Origin of the sequence: Posidoniimonas corsicana (genome assembly GCF_007859765.1) — a bacterium.
Lineage (GTDB): Bacteria > Planctomycetota > Planctomycetia > Pirellulales > Lacipirellulaceae > Posidoniimonas > Posidoniimonas corsicana.
In genome coordinates this window covers 3,446,930-3,461,531 of the sequence record NZ_SIHJ01000001.1, presented here as the reverse complement: position 1 = coordinate 3,461,531, position 14,602 = coordinate 3,446,930, and the positions used below count along the sequence as shown (strand labels likewise).

Genomic DNA, 14,602 nt, shown 5'->3' with positions numbered 1-14,602 from the left:
CCAACGACGGCGCGGCCGGCTACGGACGCGCGCCCGTGTCGACGAGATTCTCGATCGCGGAATCCGGCCGGTTCTTAGTAGAAACCGGCCACCGCAGGCCTTCCAATAGAACACGGAGCGCGGTCTGCGGCGGGCTCGATACACACGCGGGTGAGGTGAGTGCGAGCTTGTCGCCGCGGGGTAATGTCCCCTCCGCGCGACCAGAATCGGACAAAACCCCGCCGCCCTGCCGGGAGGAAAACACGGCAATGCCTTAATTCAAAAGCACTTGCGAAGAATCAGGGCCAAGATACGCCCTGAGTTTTGTCCGCTCCGTTCGTGTTTTTGGACAAAACTCGGCGGACAAAAAACTGCCGGGCGGCCGCCTAGCGGCGTTTCTTTTTCTGCTGCTTCTTCTTGTTCGACTGTCCGCCGCCGCCCTGGGCGGGCTTCTTGGGCGGAGGGGTCGGCTTGGAGAACGCTGCGGGGTTTTCGGCCGGCTTGGGGGGCGGCACGAGCTTCCGCTCGGCGATGCCCCACAGGCTGGAGGTGATGAAGTAGATGCACAGCCCGCTGGGCACCTTGAAGAACATCAGGCCCATGAAGCCCATCATGTACTTCATCATCTTCTGCTGGAGGATGGCCTGCTCGGTGGTGGCCTCGGGCATGAACAGCTTCTGCTGCAGGAGGAACAGGCAGACGGTCACGACCGGCAGCAGGTTGAAGTACGGGCCGACCGCGAAGATGCCCATGATGCTGGGCAGGTACCCGTTGTTCACCCACTGGGGCATCAGCCACGACCAGTCGTAGAACATGTCGGGCGCGGCCAGGTTGGAGCAGAAGCGGGTCCAGTCGCCCAGCAGCGAAGCCTCGCGCAGCTCGACGTCCACCGCCAGGGCCCGGTACAGGCCGAGGAAGATGGGAAGCTGGAAGAACATCGGCAGGCAGCCGCCCATGGGGTGGAAGTTGTGCTTCTTGAACAACTCCTGCTGGGCCTGCGTCCGCTTCTGCATGTCGTCCTTGTACTTCTCAGCGATGCGGTCGATCTCGGGCTTCAGCTCCTGCATCTTCACCATGTTCATCGCCTGCTTGCGGCTGATGGGGAACATGCAGAGCCGCACGAGCACCGTCAGCAGCACGATCGCCACGCCGTAGTTGCGAACCACCGCGTAGAACATGTGGAGGATGCCGAGCATGAGCTTGGCCACCGGGCCGAACCAGCCGTAGTACAGGATGTTCTTCAGGCTGTAGCTCTCGGCGCCCTCGGGCTGGTACTGCGAGAGCAGCTCCGGCCGCTTGGGACCGGCGAATACGGTGAACGCGTCGGTGCGGGCGGCGGCGTCGCCGCCGGCGGCGGCCAGCGTGACCGGCGTGCGGGTGAGGGTGAACGTGGGGTTGTTGAGCGTGACGCGGCCCCGCTTGCCGAGCTCGGGCGTGGCGAGCACAGCCTCGCCGAAGTCGAACCAGTTGTCGTCGAGCTGCTGCTTCTGGGGGATCAGCATCATCGCGAAGTACTGCGCGTCGACGCCGATGTAGGCCAGCGGCGAGCCGTCGCCGAAGGGCTCGTAGTCGCCGTCGATAATTTGCGCGGGGTTGAGCTGCGAGACCGGGCCGTTCTCGTACCGCGCGATCACGTCGCGCAGGCCGACCGCGCCCCAGGCGCCGTTGCCGTTGGCCTTGCGGCCGATCTTGTTCGCGTACCAGAAGCCCTCGATCGGCAGGCCGTTGGGGCCCTCCAACTCGTAGGAGACTTTCTGCTCTTGGTCGAGCAGGTTGCGGACCTCGATGGAGAAATCGAAGTGGTAGCCGCGGTAGTCGACGTTGCCGACCTGGTCCTCCGGGACTTCGGCCAGGGTGTACGTCTTGACGACCTCCAGCCCGAGGTCGGCCAGGCGCATGGTGAACGCGACGGACGCGTCGCCCCTCTGGTCGACGGTCCATCCGCCGGACTGCAGCCGCTCGTTCGCGGCCGCGACCAGCGCCGACTTGGCGTCCTGACCGCCCATGCTGGTCAGCCGCACCACGAGCGACGGCACGTCTGCGTAGTCTACGGGCAGCTTGTCCTGGTGCTGCAGGATGTTCTCGCTCTCGGGGCGGACCAGCTGCAGGGCGGGGCGGCGGAGCGTGACCTCGACCTCGCGGGGGCCCTCGCCCGAGGCGACGCGCAGCGTCACCTTGTCGCCCGGCTTGCTGCGGCCCAGCCAGTTGGCCATGGCCTGGGCGTCGGGGAATTCGGTGTCCTTCAGCTTGCCGCCGCCTGTGCCGCCGGTGACGACATCGCCCGAGCGGAGGCCGGCCTCGGCCGCGGCCGTTCCCGGCCCGACCAGGTCGAGCCGCACTCCGGGCTCGGCTTCGGAGGTGTCGTGCACGCCGAGGCTGCCGTGGTGGTTGTCGATCTCCGAGATGTCGTCCGAGGAGAGCACGATCCGGTTGATCGCCGCGCCCTCGTTGGTCAGGGTCATCAGCATCCGGTACTGGCCGCCGGACGCGGCGGAGCCGAGCGTGAGCGACTGCGGCTCGGCCAGCGGCGCGTCCTCGATGGCGGGCGCGTCGGGCTCGTCGCCGCCGGCTGTGGCGGCGTCAGCCCCGGGGCTGACAGGGGGAGGGGCGTCGTCGCCGGTGGGATCGGGCTGGCCGTCGGCGGGGGCGTCGGCCTGCTCGGCGGCGGCCTGATCGGGCTGCTGCACCGGCGGCTGCTGGTTCATCGAACCCCAGAGCATCGCCATCGACGCCGCCAGCAGGAGGAACATGAACAGCCGCTGGTCCTGCGGCTGGTTGGGGTCTGCGGGGCTCCGCCTCATGATGGTGGGGGGCTAGCGGTTGAGGTAGGTGGGGGAGTGGTTGGTCGGGACAGACGGCGGCCCCCGAGCGGGGTTCGCCTGTCAGCCGCCCGCCGTGGGGAGGAGCTATCAGCGTCCCTGCTTGATGCGGTCCCCGAGGAAGTTATCCAGGTCGGGGATGTTGTAGATCTTGTCGGCCGTGGCGCCGCGGTCGTAGTCGACGCGGTGGAAGGTGACGGTGGCCGAACCGCCCGGCTCGTACTCCAGGATCACGTAGCAGGAGCGCGGGTCGCCGTCGCGCGGCTGCCCCACCGACCCGACGTTGACCATGAACTTCTGCTCGCCGACCGTGTACTTGAACTCGGCCTCTTCCGGGGTGAGGAACGTGCGGCTCTCGGTGAACACGCCGGGCACGTGGGTGTGCCCCTGGAAGCAGCCCTTCTCAACCAGGCTGAAGAGCTTCTCCATCTTCTTCTGGTTGTAGATGTCTTCCGGGAAGACGTACTCGTTCACCGGATTGCGGGGCGAGCCGTGCACAAACAGCCACGGGCCGTCGCGGTGCGTGCGGGGCAGGCCGCCCAGGAAGTCCCAGCGGGCGTCGATGTCCACACGCGCGCCCGAGCCGTTCTCCAGCTGGTCGCGGGTCCAGAAGATCGCGCGCTCGGCGCCGCTGTTGAAGCCCTCGGGGTCAAACAGCGCGGCCTGGTCGTGGTTGCCCAGCAGGCAGACCTTGGTCCGCCGCATCACCAGGTCCAGGCACTCGCACGGGTTGGGGCCGTAGCCGATGATGTCGCCCAGGCAGAAGATCTCCGAGACGTCCTGCTGCCCGATGTGGTCGAGCACGGTGGAGAGCGCCTCGAAGTTGCCGTGGATGTCGCTGATGATTGCGCGTCTCAAAGCCTCGGCGCCTTTCGCAACGGGCGTTCGTCGATCAACATGGTTACGCTAGGCCAGCAGGCCCGCCGACCACCCGAGACGCCCGCCAGGCGACCCACAGGGACGACTCGCGGGGACGATCGCCCGTCGGTCAGCTACCTCACAAGAGCCCTTAAGCCTAGATTCACTAGCGACTTCGGTCAAGGCGGCCGCCGGGCCGTAAAGCGAGCATGCCAGCGTGAAACTGATCGCCATCGAGACTTCCGAGCGGGTTGGGTCGCTGTGTGCCCTGAGCATCGAGTCAGGGGACGGGCCGGGGGGCGAGCCGGTCGCCATTCCGGCGTCGCTGCCGGCGGGCGTGCGTTCGGCGCAGTCGCTCGCGCCTTGCCTGAAGGAGCTGATCGAAAAGACCAGCTGGCCCCTGGCCGAATTGGACGCGGTGGCGGTTTCATCGGGTCCGGGGTCGTTTACGGGCCTGCGGATCGGCGTCACGGCGGCGAAAATGCTGGCCTACGCGGCTGGGTGTGGGGTGGTGGAGGTGAACACGCTGCACGCCATCGCCGCGCAGTCGGGCGGCGCCGGTGGTCCTGGCTGGGTCGTGATGGACGCTCAGCGCAACGAGCTGTTCGCCGCCCCGGTAGACGCCGACGGGGCCTGCGGCGAGGTCGCGGTGCTGCCCGCCAGCAAGTGGCTTTCCGAACTTTCGCCCGGGGTGTGGGTTTCCGGTCCGGTGGTGCGGAAGCTACGCAGCGAGCTGCCACAAGGGGTTTCGGTCGCCGAGGAGAGTTCTTGGGCGCCACAGGCCGAGACGATCGCCCGGTTGGCAGCGCCGCGGGTCGCGGCGGGCGAGCTGGCCGCGGCGACCGAGGTGCTGCCGCGGTACTTCCGCCTGAGCGCGGCGGAAGAGAAGCGGCTGGGGCAGGGGGCGCCGTAGCCCGCGGTTCAGGCGGCCAGTTCCGCCAGCGACTCTTGGGCCGCGTCGATCGTCCGCTGGATGTCCGCCTCAGTGTGCGCGGCCGAGATGAAGTTTGCCTCGTACTGGCTGCACGGCAAGTAGATCCCGCGGTTGAGCATCGACCAGAAGTACTTGGCGAACGCCGCGGTGTCGCAGCGGCTCGCCGTGTCCCACGACGTGACCGGTTCGTTGACGAAGAACAGCGTGGCCATGCTGCCGACCCGCGCTACGTAGTGGGGGACCCCGGCGTCTTCGGCGGCCTGGTGCAGCCCGCGGTACAGCATCGCGCCGAGCTCGTCGAGCCGCTCGTAAGGAGGGTTGTCGCGCAGGGCGCGGAGCGTCGCGCACCCCGCGGCGGTCGCCAGTGGGTTGCCGCTGAGCGTCCCCGCCTGGAAGACCTTGCCCTCGGGCAGCACGTGCGACATGACGTCGTCGCGGCCGCCGTAGGCGCCGACCGGCAGGCCACCGCCGACGATCTTGCCGAGCGTCGTGAGGTCGGGAGTGATGCCGAGCAGCTGCTGAGCGCCGCCCAGCGACAGCCGGAAGCCGGTCATCACCTCATCGGCGATCAGCAGCGCGCCGTGTTGTTTGGTGAGCTCGGCGAGCGCGTCGCGGAACGCCTGTGTCGGCGCCACCACCCCCATGTTGCCGCACACCGGTTCGAAGATGACCGCGGCGATCTGCGGCCCGTGCTGGCCGAAGGCGTCGTCCAACGCGGCGGGGTCGTTGTAGGGGAGCACGAGCGTGTCGCCCGCGGCGCCGGGCGTTACGCCTGGCGAGTTGGGCGCGCCGAGCGTGGCCGCCGCGCTGCCGGCCGCCACCAGCAGGCTGTCGACGTGTCCGTGGTAGTTGCCGGCAAACTTCACCACCAGCGGTCGGCCCGTGAACCCCCGCGCGAGTCGCAGCGCGCTCATGGTCGCCTCGGTGCCGGAGTTGACCAGCCGCACCCGCTCGACGCTGGGGACGCACTCGATAATCAGCTCGGCGAGCTCGTTCTCGCCAACGGTCGGCGCGCCGAAGCTGGTCCCGCCAGCGGCGGCCGCCTGGACCGCCTCGACCACGGGCGTGTAGGCGTGCCCTAGGATCATCGGGCCCCAGGAGCCGACGTAGTCGAGGTACTGGTTGCCGTCGATGTCGGTCATCGTGGCGCCCGCGGCGCTGGCGATGAGCAACGGCTCGCCGCCGACGGCGCCAAACGCCCGGGCCGGGCTGTTGACGCCGCCCGGCATGAGCTGCTTGGCGCGGGCGAAGGCTTGGTGGCTGGCGGAGTGGTCGAGCTTGGGCATGCGGAACGCCTGGGTTGGCTGACGAGCGGCGCCGGGCCGCGGCGGGGATCGTTCCCACAACCCGCAAGTCTACTGGCTGCCCTGGAGTTCGGACAGCAGCGCCCGCGCCTCGCCGACGGGCGCGTCCGCCCAGTCGCGGTCGCTGTAGAGCTGCACCACCGCCTGACAGATCTCCCGCGCCGCGGCGGGGTCGGACTCGGACAGGCGCCGCGCCGCGTCGAGCCGCTCCGTCAGGAACGGCAGCTGCGACTTGGCGCGGCTGGCGACGCGGCGCTCGAGTCGGTTGCTCTGCTGCTCCGCCAATTGCAGCAATGCAACGGCGTCCTCGTCGGCGCCGGGAGGCGGTTCTTGACTCAGCAACGCGATCATCGCCCGCATGTCACGCAAGGCCCGCTCCGGGTCGTCTTTGGCCGCACGCATCGCCTGCAAGTAGAGGGCCTCGACGGGGGAGTCGCTGGCCTCGCGGAGCCGCAGCTTGGCGAGCATGCGGCGCTCGGTACGGGCGAACGCCAGCTGCTCGGCGAGCGGGGCGAGCTCCGTGACCCGCGGGTCGTCCGGGAAGCGTTCGACAAAGGAGTGCAGGTCGTCCTCGGCGGCCAGCAGCGACTGGTCGCCCTCGGCGGCGGCCTCGGTGATGCGCTCGTAGAGCTGGTCCGCGGTGGCGGGCCAGACCGCCCAGGCGACCGCCCAGCCGCCGCCGACCACCAACGCCAGCAGCAACGCCCCTTGCAGCAGCGACTGCCACAGTGGGCGGAGCTCGGCCTGGGTGAGCAGCGGCTCGTCGGCCACCTGGGTGAACCGCTTCTCGCGTTCTTCGGCCGGCGGGGCAGGGAGGTCAACGGTCGAAGGCCGCACGGCCAGCGAGACATCCGACGGACCCCGGGTGGGCGGCGCGAGGGTCTCGTAGTCGTGCAGGCTGGGGGCGTCTGCGTGGCCGTCATCGGCCGGAGTCTCGGCGAAGTCAAGGTTGTCGTCCGGCTCGTCGTCGGGCTGAACGTCGAAATCGGTGTCGGGCCGAGGGGGGCGAGACAGCGCCAGGCTCATCGCCTCGAGGTGCTTGGCGAGCGCCATCGCGTTGGGGAAGCGGTCCCTCGGGGACTTCTCGAGCAGCTGCATGATCACCCGCTCGAGCTGCTTGGGCGTGCCGGGGGCGAACCGAGAAACCGGTTCGGGCTCGGCGTACCGCTGCAGCTGCAGCATCTCGGGCAGGCCCTTCGCGCGGAATGGCGGCCTGCCCGCCAGCAACGCGTACATCACGCAGCCCAGGCTGTACTGGTCGCACCGGTCGGTGATGGGGCGGGAGCCGGCCTGCTCGGGCGACATAAAGTCGGCGGTGCCCACCACCCCGCGGGCGGTGGTCAGCTTGGCGCCGCCGAACAGCTGGGCGATGCCGAAGTCGGCCAGCTTTACCTGTTCGTCAGCCAGCAGGATGTTGGCCGGCTTGATGTCGCGGTGGATGATGCCGTGGTCGTGGGCGTGCTTCAGGGCGCGGCTGACCTGCACGGCGATGCGGGTCACCTCTCGCCAGTCGAAGCGGCGGCCCTGGCGAAGCTCCTCCTCAAGGCTGACGCCGTCGACCAGCTCCATGGAGTAGAAGTGGACCCCGTCTTCCTCCCCGTAGCCGTACAGGCGGACGATGTTCGGGTGCCGCAGCGTGCGGAGCGATTCAATCTCGGCCTGGAACCGCTCCCGAAACCCCTCGCCTCCGGCCAGTTCGGCGGCCAGCGTCTTGACCGCGACCCGTTCGCCGGTCTCCTCGTTGGTGGCCTCGTACACGGCGCCCATCCCGCCCTTGCCGAGCTGTTTGCCGATCTTGTACGGCCCAAGGTGCTGCGGTGCGGACATAGAGGGTTGGTGCAGGATGCGAGGACGGCGCCAGCATCCATCCTAGCAGCGGCGCTGCCGGCCAACCACCAAACCGGCAGCGGATGCTAGCGGGCGCAAGTGTCCCGCCCCGCTGCTCTTGAGCACAGCCGCGCGATCCCCTACAAGCCCACCGCGAGTACTTTTACTTTTTGCGGCGACCCCACCGCGAAAGAGAATCGGAGGAACCGCCATGTTGGATCAATCCACACGCTTGGCCGCCATCGCCGTCGCCTGCTCGCTGCTGCCGGGAGCGGCCCGCGGCGGCGAAGATGGGTTCCCCTACGAGGCTACCGTGATTGGCGCCGCGGCGACCGTGTACGCCGGCCCGGGCCCCCATTATTACAACACCGCCGAGTTGCCACGCGGCGCCCGAGTTCAGGTTTACGAGGAGACCGCCAGCGGCTTCTGCGCGGTGCGTCCCCCCGAGGGCAGCTTCAGCTGGGCGTCCGCGAGCGCTCTGCGGCTGCTGGGCGACGGCACCGCCGAGGTGACCCGCGACCAGACGCCCGCCCGCGTTGGCAGCCTGCTGCACAACCGTCGGGACGCAGTTCATGTCCGACTCGACCAGGGCGAACGCGTGCGCGTGCTCGCGGAGCAGCCGATCGACGGCGTTGACTGGGTGCAGATCGCGCCGCCGTCGGGGGAGTTCCGCTGGGTGCGGCGCTCCGATTTGACAACGGATCCGACCCACCAGGCCGCCGGGGATCTTGAAGGTTCGTCTGCAGCCGTGGAGAACCAGCAGGGTGACTGGGTGCAGGCGGCGGCCCACACAACGCCGGCGGAGCAAGCACCGCCGCCCGCCGACGCTCCAGGCGCCGAGGTGGTCGGCGCCAAGCCGCTGCCTCCGGCCAGCCCGCCAGGAGCCGGCGACCAACCCGCAGCCACTGCTATGCTCCCGCGCCTCAGCGGCGAGTTCCGTGACCAGCTCGGAGCGCTCGAGGTCGAGCTCTCCCGTCAGGTGTCCGAGCGTCCGAACCTCTGGCGGTTCGACGAGATCGAACGCCGCGCCGCCGAGATGCTCGCCGCGGCGGGCGACGAGTCGGAGCGGAACGCCGTCCGCGATCTGGCCGCCCGCGTCGACCGTTTCGCGTCCATCGCGAACCGCTACCGCGCGACCCGAGGCGTCGCCCCCCAGGTGGGGCTAACCAGGAGCTCAACCCCCGACGCGACTCCGCCGACGATCGAGCGAATCGCAGAGAGCGTGACGCCCCTATCGGGCTACGATGCGGTGGGCACCCTCCGGCCGGTGGTCTCGAAACGCCCCAACGCTCCGCAGTACGCATTGGTCGACACCAGCGGAGAGATCGTCAGCTTTATCACGGCCGGTCCTGACCTCAACCTGGGATCGCTGATTGGCAAGCGTGTCGGCGTGCAGGGCGTGAAGGGCTACATGCCGGAGTACCAGCGGTCTCACGTCGCGGCGCAACGCGTGGCCTCGTTGACGACGGCTGTTCGCTGACACGGGTGCGACGCCCGCTTGCAGCGAATACCAGACCTCACTCGCTACCGCAGCAGCTTCTGCAGCTCGCTTGCCAGACGCGCGACCTTGGGGTCCTCGTCGTGGACCGCCAGCCGGTAGGCCGCCTCGGTCAGACGCGGGTTGGGGGAGGATCCCAGGGCCGAGATGGCCGATAGCCTGACCCGCGGCGCCGGGTCCTTGGCCAATCGCAGCAGTATGGCGGCGGCGTTCTCGTGCTCGCCGCGGAGCAGTTGCTCCACGAGTTGAAGCTTATCGCGATCGTCGCCTTCGAGAAGAGCGATGACCTCTGCGGACAGGCCAGGCTGCGTTGGCGAGGCGGGTACTGTGGACGCGTCCGGCGTCGTATCGGATTGCACGAGCCGACGGGGCTCCGTGGGCTCGCCCGCCGCTTGGGCAGGAGGCCGCCAATCAAGCGATGCGGGGCCGGTGGCTACCGCGGTTGGTTCTGACGGGATCGGCTCCGCGGCAGGGAGGGGGGAGTCCAGTTGCGGCGCGGGGGCGGCGGCCGTCAACGGCGGAGCCGCCACGGACCCCTCCGCCGGCGCTGCTAGAGGCGCCTGCTGAACTGGTGGGTTGGGCGAGGCCGCAACACTCGCCGGCGCGCGCCGCGGCGGGCTGACCCTAACGGTGCGGATGCTCCGGGCCCGCAGCGGCTGGTCCGGGTACTGGCTGGTCTGCTGCGACACCGCGAACAGACGTTCGACATCGGATAGCAGACCGCTGTCCTCGCCCGCCTGGTGGGGGTCGATGAGCCGCAGGGCCTGATCGCCTAACCGGCGGGCCCACACGCGTCCTGATGGCGTCAGCAGCGGCTCGCGGTGGGTGACTCCGCGGATAACCCGCGAGCACCGCGACTCGAACGACGCCGGCCGACCGGCGGCCCACCGCGCGAGCATTGCCTCTAACTCCGCACGGGCAGGGATGGCCACCTCGCGGTCGTCACTCACTGCGGCGTCGAGCAGCGCGGACAGGGCGCTATCGCCCAGCTGTGCTAGCTCGCTGATGGCGGATCGCGACGTTGCAGGGTTCTTCATCGCGCGGGCGGTGATGCCGCCCGCCACGTACCGTCGGCTGATCGACCATCCGCCCAGCACGACCACCACACCGAGTGCTAGCACTGTAAGGCGAGCCGCGTTGTTTGGAGGGGCGGTGATGGACGCTACCTGCGTGTCAGAGGAACGGCATAAGGGGGCTGCATTCTGCTGGCCAGCCGCCGCGGGAGCAATAGCAAGCCGATGCGAGTCGTGCGGTGCTACCACGCGCCGTGATCACAGATCGGAGAATGCCTCACGCGTCAGCCGGCCGGGCGCCGAAACCAGTACCTGATGCGGCAAGGTCAGCTTATTCGCTTTCTTCGGCTTTACCGCTAGCCTGTGCAGGGCGCCATCCGGGGGGGAATTCATGGCGTTGAGTGAGACGCATTGCGCGCCGCGGCTGGTCCGCGCTATCAGGGTCGGTCTGCCGGCCGCTTTCGTCGTGGCGTTCGGCCTTGCCGCGAGCGGGGCCACGGCTGCAAACCAAGTGGCGGACGGCTCTTCGAGCCGCGACGTCATGGAGCAGGCGCGTGGTGAGATCCCGTGGGCGAAGCTGTCCCGCCAGGATCAGCGGCTAACGCAGTACGTGGTGCGCAAGGCGAGCCTGTTTCGCCGGTCGCCGACGCACGCGTTCGACTGCGACCCGCAGGTGTTCAACTTCCTCTCGCAGCACCCCGAGGTGGTGGTCAACGTCTGGAACCTGATGGGCGTCAGCAAGCTGTCGCTCACGCGGCACGCCGAAGACCGGTTCCACGCCGAAGACGGCGCGGGCGCGGAGGGCGCGCTGCGTGTGATGCACGCCGACTACCAGCCCGATTCACGCAACACGGTCGTGGTGTTCGCCGACGGCCAGTACCAAGCCGGACCGATGCCCGAACCGATCGACGCCCACTGCGTCCTGGTGCTGCGCTCCGCGTCGCGGCGCGAGTCCGACGGCCGCGACTACGTGACAGCGCGGCTAGACTCATTTGTCCGGTTCGAGCATGTCGGCACCGAGTTGATCGCAAAGACGCTCAAGCCGCTGCTGGTCAAATCGGCGGACCACAACTTCACCGAGACGATGAAGTTCGTGTCGACGTTCTCCCGCACCGCCGAGCAGCGCCCCGACGGACTGCTCAACCTGGCGCAGCGGCTCGACAAGGTCGACGACAAGACCCGCGAAGAACTTGCCGTGCTGTGCCGCGAGACGGCCGCGCGGCACGCGTCGGTGGACCCCGCCGCGGGGCCGATCCGCCTGGCCAGGCTGCAGCAGCCGGAAGAAGTGGCGGGGCGTTAATCTCGCGGGGGGCTCAGCTCCAGCGCAAGCTGTGCGAGCCGCTTCAGGTCCAGCTTCCCGGATCCAAGCAACGGCAGCTCGTCGACCTGCACGAAGCTGTCGGCGCTGGGGATCCACAGGTTGGGCAGCCCCTGCTTGGCGAGGTGGGCGCGGACGTCGTCGGGCGTCTTGTCCATTGGCAGGTGCAGAACCACCAGCCGTTCGCCCTTCTTGGCGTCCGGGACCGCCGACACCACCGCCCGCACCGATTCGTCGTCTTCGCCGGCGACGAACGACTGGATCGCGTCCTCAATAGTGACGTGGGGCGCCATCTCGCCGGCGATCTTTGAGAATCGGCTCTGGCGACCCGTGATGTGGATGAACCCCTGCTCGTCGAGTCGCGCGATGTCGCCGGTGACGTACCAGCCGTCGTGGACCACCTCGGCCGTTTTGGCGTCGTCGTTGAAGTAGCCCTTCATCAGGTTGGGCCCGGTGACGAGCAGCATCCCGTCCTCGCCGGTCCCAAGCGGCTCCATCGTCTCGGGGTTAACGATCTTGGCCTTCACCTCCGGGAGTGGCTTGCCGACGCTCCCCTCGACGAGCCCGACCTCGTCGCTGCGTTTGCGCGTGGGTGGGATGTTGACGGACACGAGGGGCGAGAGCTCGGTTGCTCCGTAGCCCTCGATCGGTCGGACCCCGAACTTGGCCTCGAACCGGTCGGACAGGTCCTGCGGGAGCTTCTCGGCGCCGACAACGACGATCTCGAGCGACTTGAAGTCGTCCGTCGAGCAACGCTTCATGTACGAGCGTAGGAACGTGGGCGTGCTGAGCAGGATGGTCGCGCCACGCGCGCCGGCGAGCTTGCCCACCTGCCTCGGCTCGAGTGGGTTGGTGTGGTAGGCCGCGCGGACGCCCAGCATCAGCGGGCCCCAGAGCGTCACGGTGTACCCGAACGCGTGGAAGAAGGGGAGGATCCCGAGCAGGATGTCCTTCTCGCTCAACTGGATCGCCTTCTCCATGCCGTAGACGTTGGTCGCCACGTTGCGGTGGGTGAGCACCACGCCCTTGGGGTCGCCGGTCGAGCCGGAAGTGAACAGCACCGTAAGTTCATCGTCTTCGTTGGCGCGGTCCAGCCCGAGCATCTTGTCGAGCAGGCCCGCCGGCATGGCGTAGGCGGCCGCAGCGCCGAGCAGCTTGTCGGTGGTCGAGACCTTGGGCGCCAGGTCTTCCAGGCAGACGACATTCGAGTCGAGCTGCAGGTCCACTTTGCTCAAGAGCTTTTCGCTCGTGAGCACGTGCCGGATGCCGGCCTTGGCGATGCACTTGTTCAGCACCGTCGACGACGCGGAGTAGTTGAGGTTAGCGGTGACGCGCCGGTCCAGAGCCAGCGACGCGTTGACCACCGCGCCCCCCAGCGATGGCGGCAGCAGCACCCCGACGTAGCGCTCGTCGTCGCCGAGCAGCTCCCTCCGGAGCATCCGCCGCAGCACGAGGGCGCGTGTGAGCAGCTGCACGCCGGTCAGGTCGGCCCCCGTTGAGTCCGCGACTTTCCAACGCGAGCCCGCCCGGCGGCAGACGCGAATCATGGCTCTGGGGGGAATCATCTTGGCAATATCGGGCTAGACTAGAGGGAATGACTCAGGGGCGGTCCGGATCCGCCCGCCGGGGGCGGTTAGGCCTGCCGGAGGCGCTTAGGATAGTGGCGGCCGCCCGCCCGACCTAGCCCGATATCCGCTACAACCCGATTGGGAAGAGGCAACCATGGGCAAGATCTACGCGTTCCTGTTGGGCGTCGTCGCCGGTTTCGGCCTGTACCACCTGGCCGGATCGTACCACGTCCTGCGGGCGGAGTCGGGGTGGCGGGTGGTCCCCAAGGTCTCGCACACGCTTGAGGACACCTATGTCGACGTGCGGGATTTCGGGGCGGGCGATTGGGCCAAGCGCCCCGAGCTGGCGGCGGCTGTGATCAAGTCCGGCGATGATGAGCTGAAGAAGGACGCGGTGGGCGATAGCGTTAACCAGCTGCTGCCGGGCCGCAGTTCAGAGTAGCTGACGCCGCGCGTAGGAGCCGCCCGCAAAACCCGGATGCGCCGCACGCACGCTACGTCCGGGCGATGCCCTATCCTCGCGCGCAGTTTGTTGCAAGGACGTCCGCTCGTCGATGCCTATGGTGTAGAGCGACGCGGGGCAGGCCCGCCGCCGCTCCGACCGCGCCCGGTAGGCGCGGTTGTCCTGTTCAAACGCTTTGGAACCGAGCAAGGGCGGTCGGCGCCATGGAACTGAATCGTAACCAGTACTTCTTTGCCGGCATCCTGCTGGTGCTCATCGGCATGCAGCTGCGGATGGTGTCGTCGTTTGTGCTCACCCCCGAGGTGACCCAGATGCTGGCCAAGCCGGCCGCGGTCGCGCAGGGCGGCGCGCCCCCGACCCTTGCGATCTCGAGCACCGCCGCGGGGATCACCGGCGCCCGCAAGACCGTGAAGCCGCCCGAATGGCTCGGCTGGTGCCTGATCTCTGTGGGATCGGTGCTGATCCTGCACAGCCTCGCGATGAAGAAACCCGACTAGCCGGTCGGGAGGCGGGACCACACCGCCGCCGGATTCGCTTGACACCGGGGTCGCCTCCGGTATGATCGACCCAAAGGTTTTGCGCCAGTCGGTTTACGTCAAGTTCGGTTGAAGGTTGCAGTTCGAGATGAGCACATTTCGCCGCGTTAAGCTCAGCGAGTCCGGTTCGGTCACGGTGGTGACATTCGCCGATTCGAAGATCATTGATGAGGAAGAGATCCAGGAACTGGGGCAAGAGCTCTTCGACCTGGTCGAGCGAGAAGAACGCAAGAAGATTGTGCTGAATTTCTCGAATGTCGAGTTCCTGTCCAGTGCGGCCCTCGGCAAGCTGATCAGCTTCGAGAAGAAGGTGAAGAACCACCGGGCGGAGCTGATCCTCACGAACATCCGCCCCGAGATCTACGAGGTGTTCGCGATCACCAAGCTGACCAAGCTGTTCAAGATCAAGGACGACGAGGCGGACGCCCTGGCGGTGCTATAACCGCGGGCAAACGCCTCCCCGACCAGCCGCCGGCCCCCGTCGG

Annotated in this window: 12 protein-coding genes; 6 read left to right on the top strand and 6 right to left on the bottom strand. The window is 68.2% G+C overall.

The window, feature by feature from the left end:
* Positions 1-365 precede the first annotated feature (365 nt).
* Positions 366-2,780, bottom strand: a complete 2,415-nt coding sequence (gene yidC, locus KOR34_RS13265; protein WP_146565046.1) for a membrane protein insertase YidC — start codon at positions 2,778-2,780, stop codon at positions 366-368.
* Between the two features lie 108 nt (positions 2,781-2,888).
* Positions 2,889-3,656, bottom strand: coding sequence for a metallophosphoesterase family protein (locus tag KOR34_RS13260; RefSeq protein WP_146565045.1), 768 nt, complete (start codon positions 3,654-3,656; stop codon positions 2,889-2,891).
* 217 nt (positions 3,657-3,873) lie between these two features.
* On the opposite strand from KOR34_RS13260, the gene tsaB reads away from it, so the two are divergent.
* The gene (gene tsaB / locus KOR34_RS13255; protein WP_146565044.1) at positions 3,874-4,569 is read left to right on the top strand and encodes a tRNA (adenosine(37)-N6)-threonylcarbamoyltransferase complex dimerization subunit type 1 TsaB; all 696 of its coding nucleotides are present in this window, start codon (positions 3,874-3,876) and stop codon (positions 4,567-4,569) included.
* Positions 4,570-4,577: 8 nt separating this feature from the next.
* Here the strand turns inward: tsaB and hemL are convergent, their stop codons facing one another.
* Together hemL and KOR34_RS13245 are read right to left on the bottom strand one after the other, a co-directional pair.
* Complete coding sequence (hemL, locus tag KOR34_RS13250) at positions 4,578-5,876, bottom strand: glutamate-1-semialdehyde 2,1-aminomutase (RefSeq protein WP_146565043.1); 1,299 nt, start codon at positions 5,874-5,876, stop codon at positions 4,578-4,580.
* Positions 5,877-5,945: 69 nt separating this feature from the next.
* Complete coding sequence (locus KOR34_RS13245; RefSeq protein WP_146565042.1) at positions 5,946-7,721, bottom strand: serine/threonine-protein kinase; 1,776 nt, start codon at positions 7,719-7,721, stop codon at positions 5,946-5,948.
* A 211-nt stretch (positions 7,722-7,932) separates the two neighbouring features.
* Here KOR34_RS13245 and KOR34_RS13240 point away from each other — a divergent pair, with 211 nt between their 5' ends.
* Positions 7,933-9,201, top strand: a complete 1,269-nt coding sequence (locus KOR34_RS13240; protein ID WP_146565041.1) for an SH3 domain-containing protein — start codon at positions 7,933-7,935, stop codon at positions 9,199-9,201.
* A 44-nt stretch (positions 9,202-9,245) separates the two neighbouring features.
* Here KOR34_RS13240 and KOR34_RS13235 read toward each other — a convergent pair whose 3' ends face one another.
* Entirely contained in the window at positions 9,246-10,340 is a 1,095-nt protein-coding gene (locus tag KOR34_RS13235; RefSeq protein WP_146565040.1) for a HEAT repeat domain-containing protein, read from the bottom strand.
* A gap of 289 nt (positions 10,341-10,629) precedes the next feature.
* On the opposite strand from KOR34_RS13235, the gene KOR34_RS13230 reads away from it, so the two are divergent.
* Complete coding sequence (locus KOR34_RS13230; protein WP_146565039.1) at positions 10,630-11,532, top strand: hypothetical protein; 903 nt, start codon at positions 10,630-10,632, stop codon at positions 11,530-11,532.
* On the opposite strand, the gene KOR34_RS13225 is transcribed toward KOR34_RS13230, so the two are convergent.
* Positions 11,529-13,097 (bottom strand): AMP-binding protein, encoded by a 1,569-nt coding sequence (locus KOR34_RS13225; RefSeq protein WP_197531388.1) that lies wholly within the window; start codon positions 13,095-13,097, stop codon positions 11,529-11,531. The two genes, KOR34_RS13230 and KOR34_RS13225, sit on opposite strands and share 4 nt — an antisense overlap.
* A 175-nt stretch (positions 13,098-13,272) precedes the next feature.
* On the opposite strand from KOR34_RS13225, the gene KOR34_RS13220 reads away from it, so the two are divergent.
* From KOR34_RS13220 to KOR34_RS13210, 3 genes are all read left to right on the top strand, one after another.
* On the top strand, positions 13,273-13,560 hold the full coding sequence (locus KOR34_RS13220; RefSeq protein WP_146565037.1) for a hypothetical protein: 288 nt from the start codon (positions 13,273-13,275) through the stop codon (positions 13,558-13,560).
* Between the two features lie 224 nt (positions 13,561-13,784).
* A complete protein-coding gene (locus KOR34_RS13215) occupies positions 13,785-14,078 on the top strand; it encodes a hypothetical protein (protein ID WP_146565036.1) in 294 nt (97 codons plus the stop codon).
* A gap of 127 nt (positions 14,079-14,205) precedes the next feature.
* Entirely contained in the window at positions 14,206-14,559 is a 354-nt protein-coding gene (locus KOR34_RS13210; protein WP_146565035.1) for an STAS domain-containing protein, read from the top strand.
* The last annotated feature ends 43 nt before the right edge of the window (positions 14,560-14,602 follow it).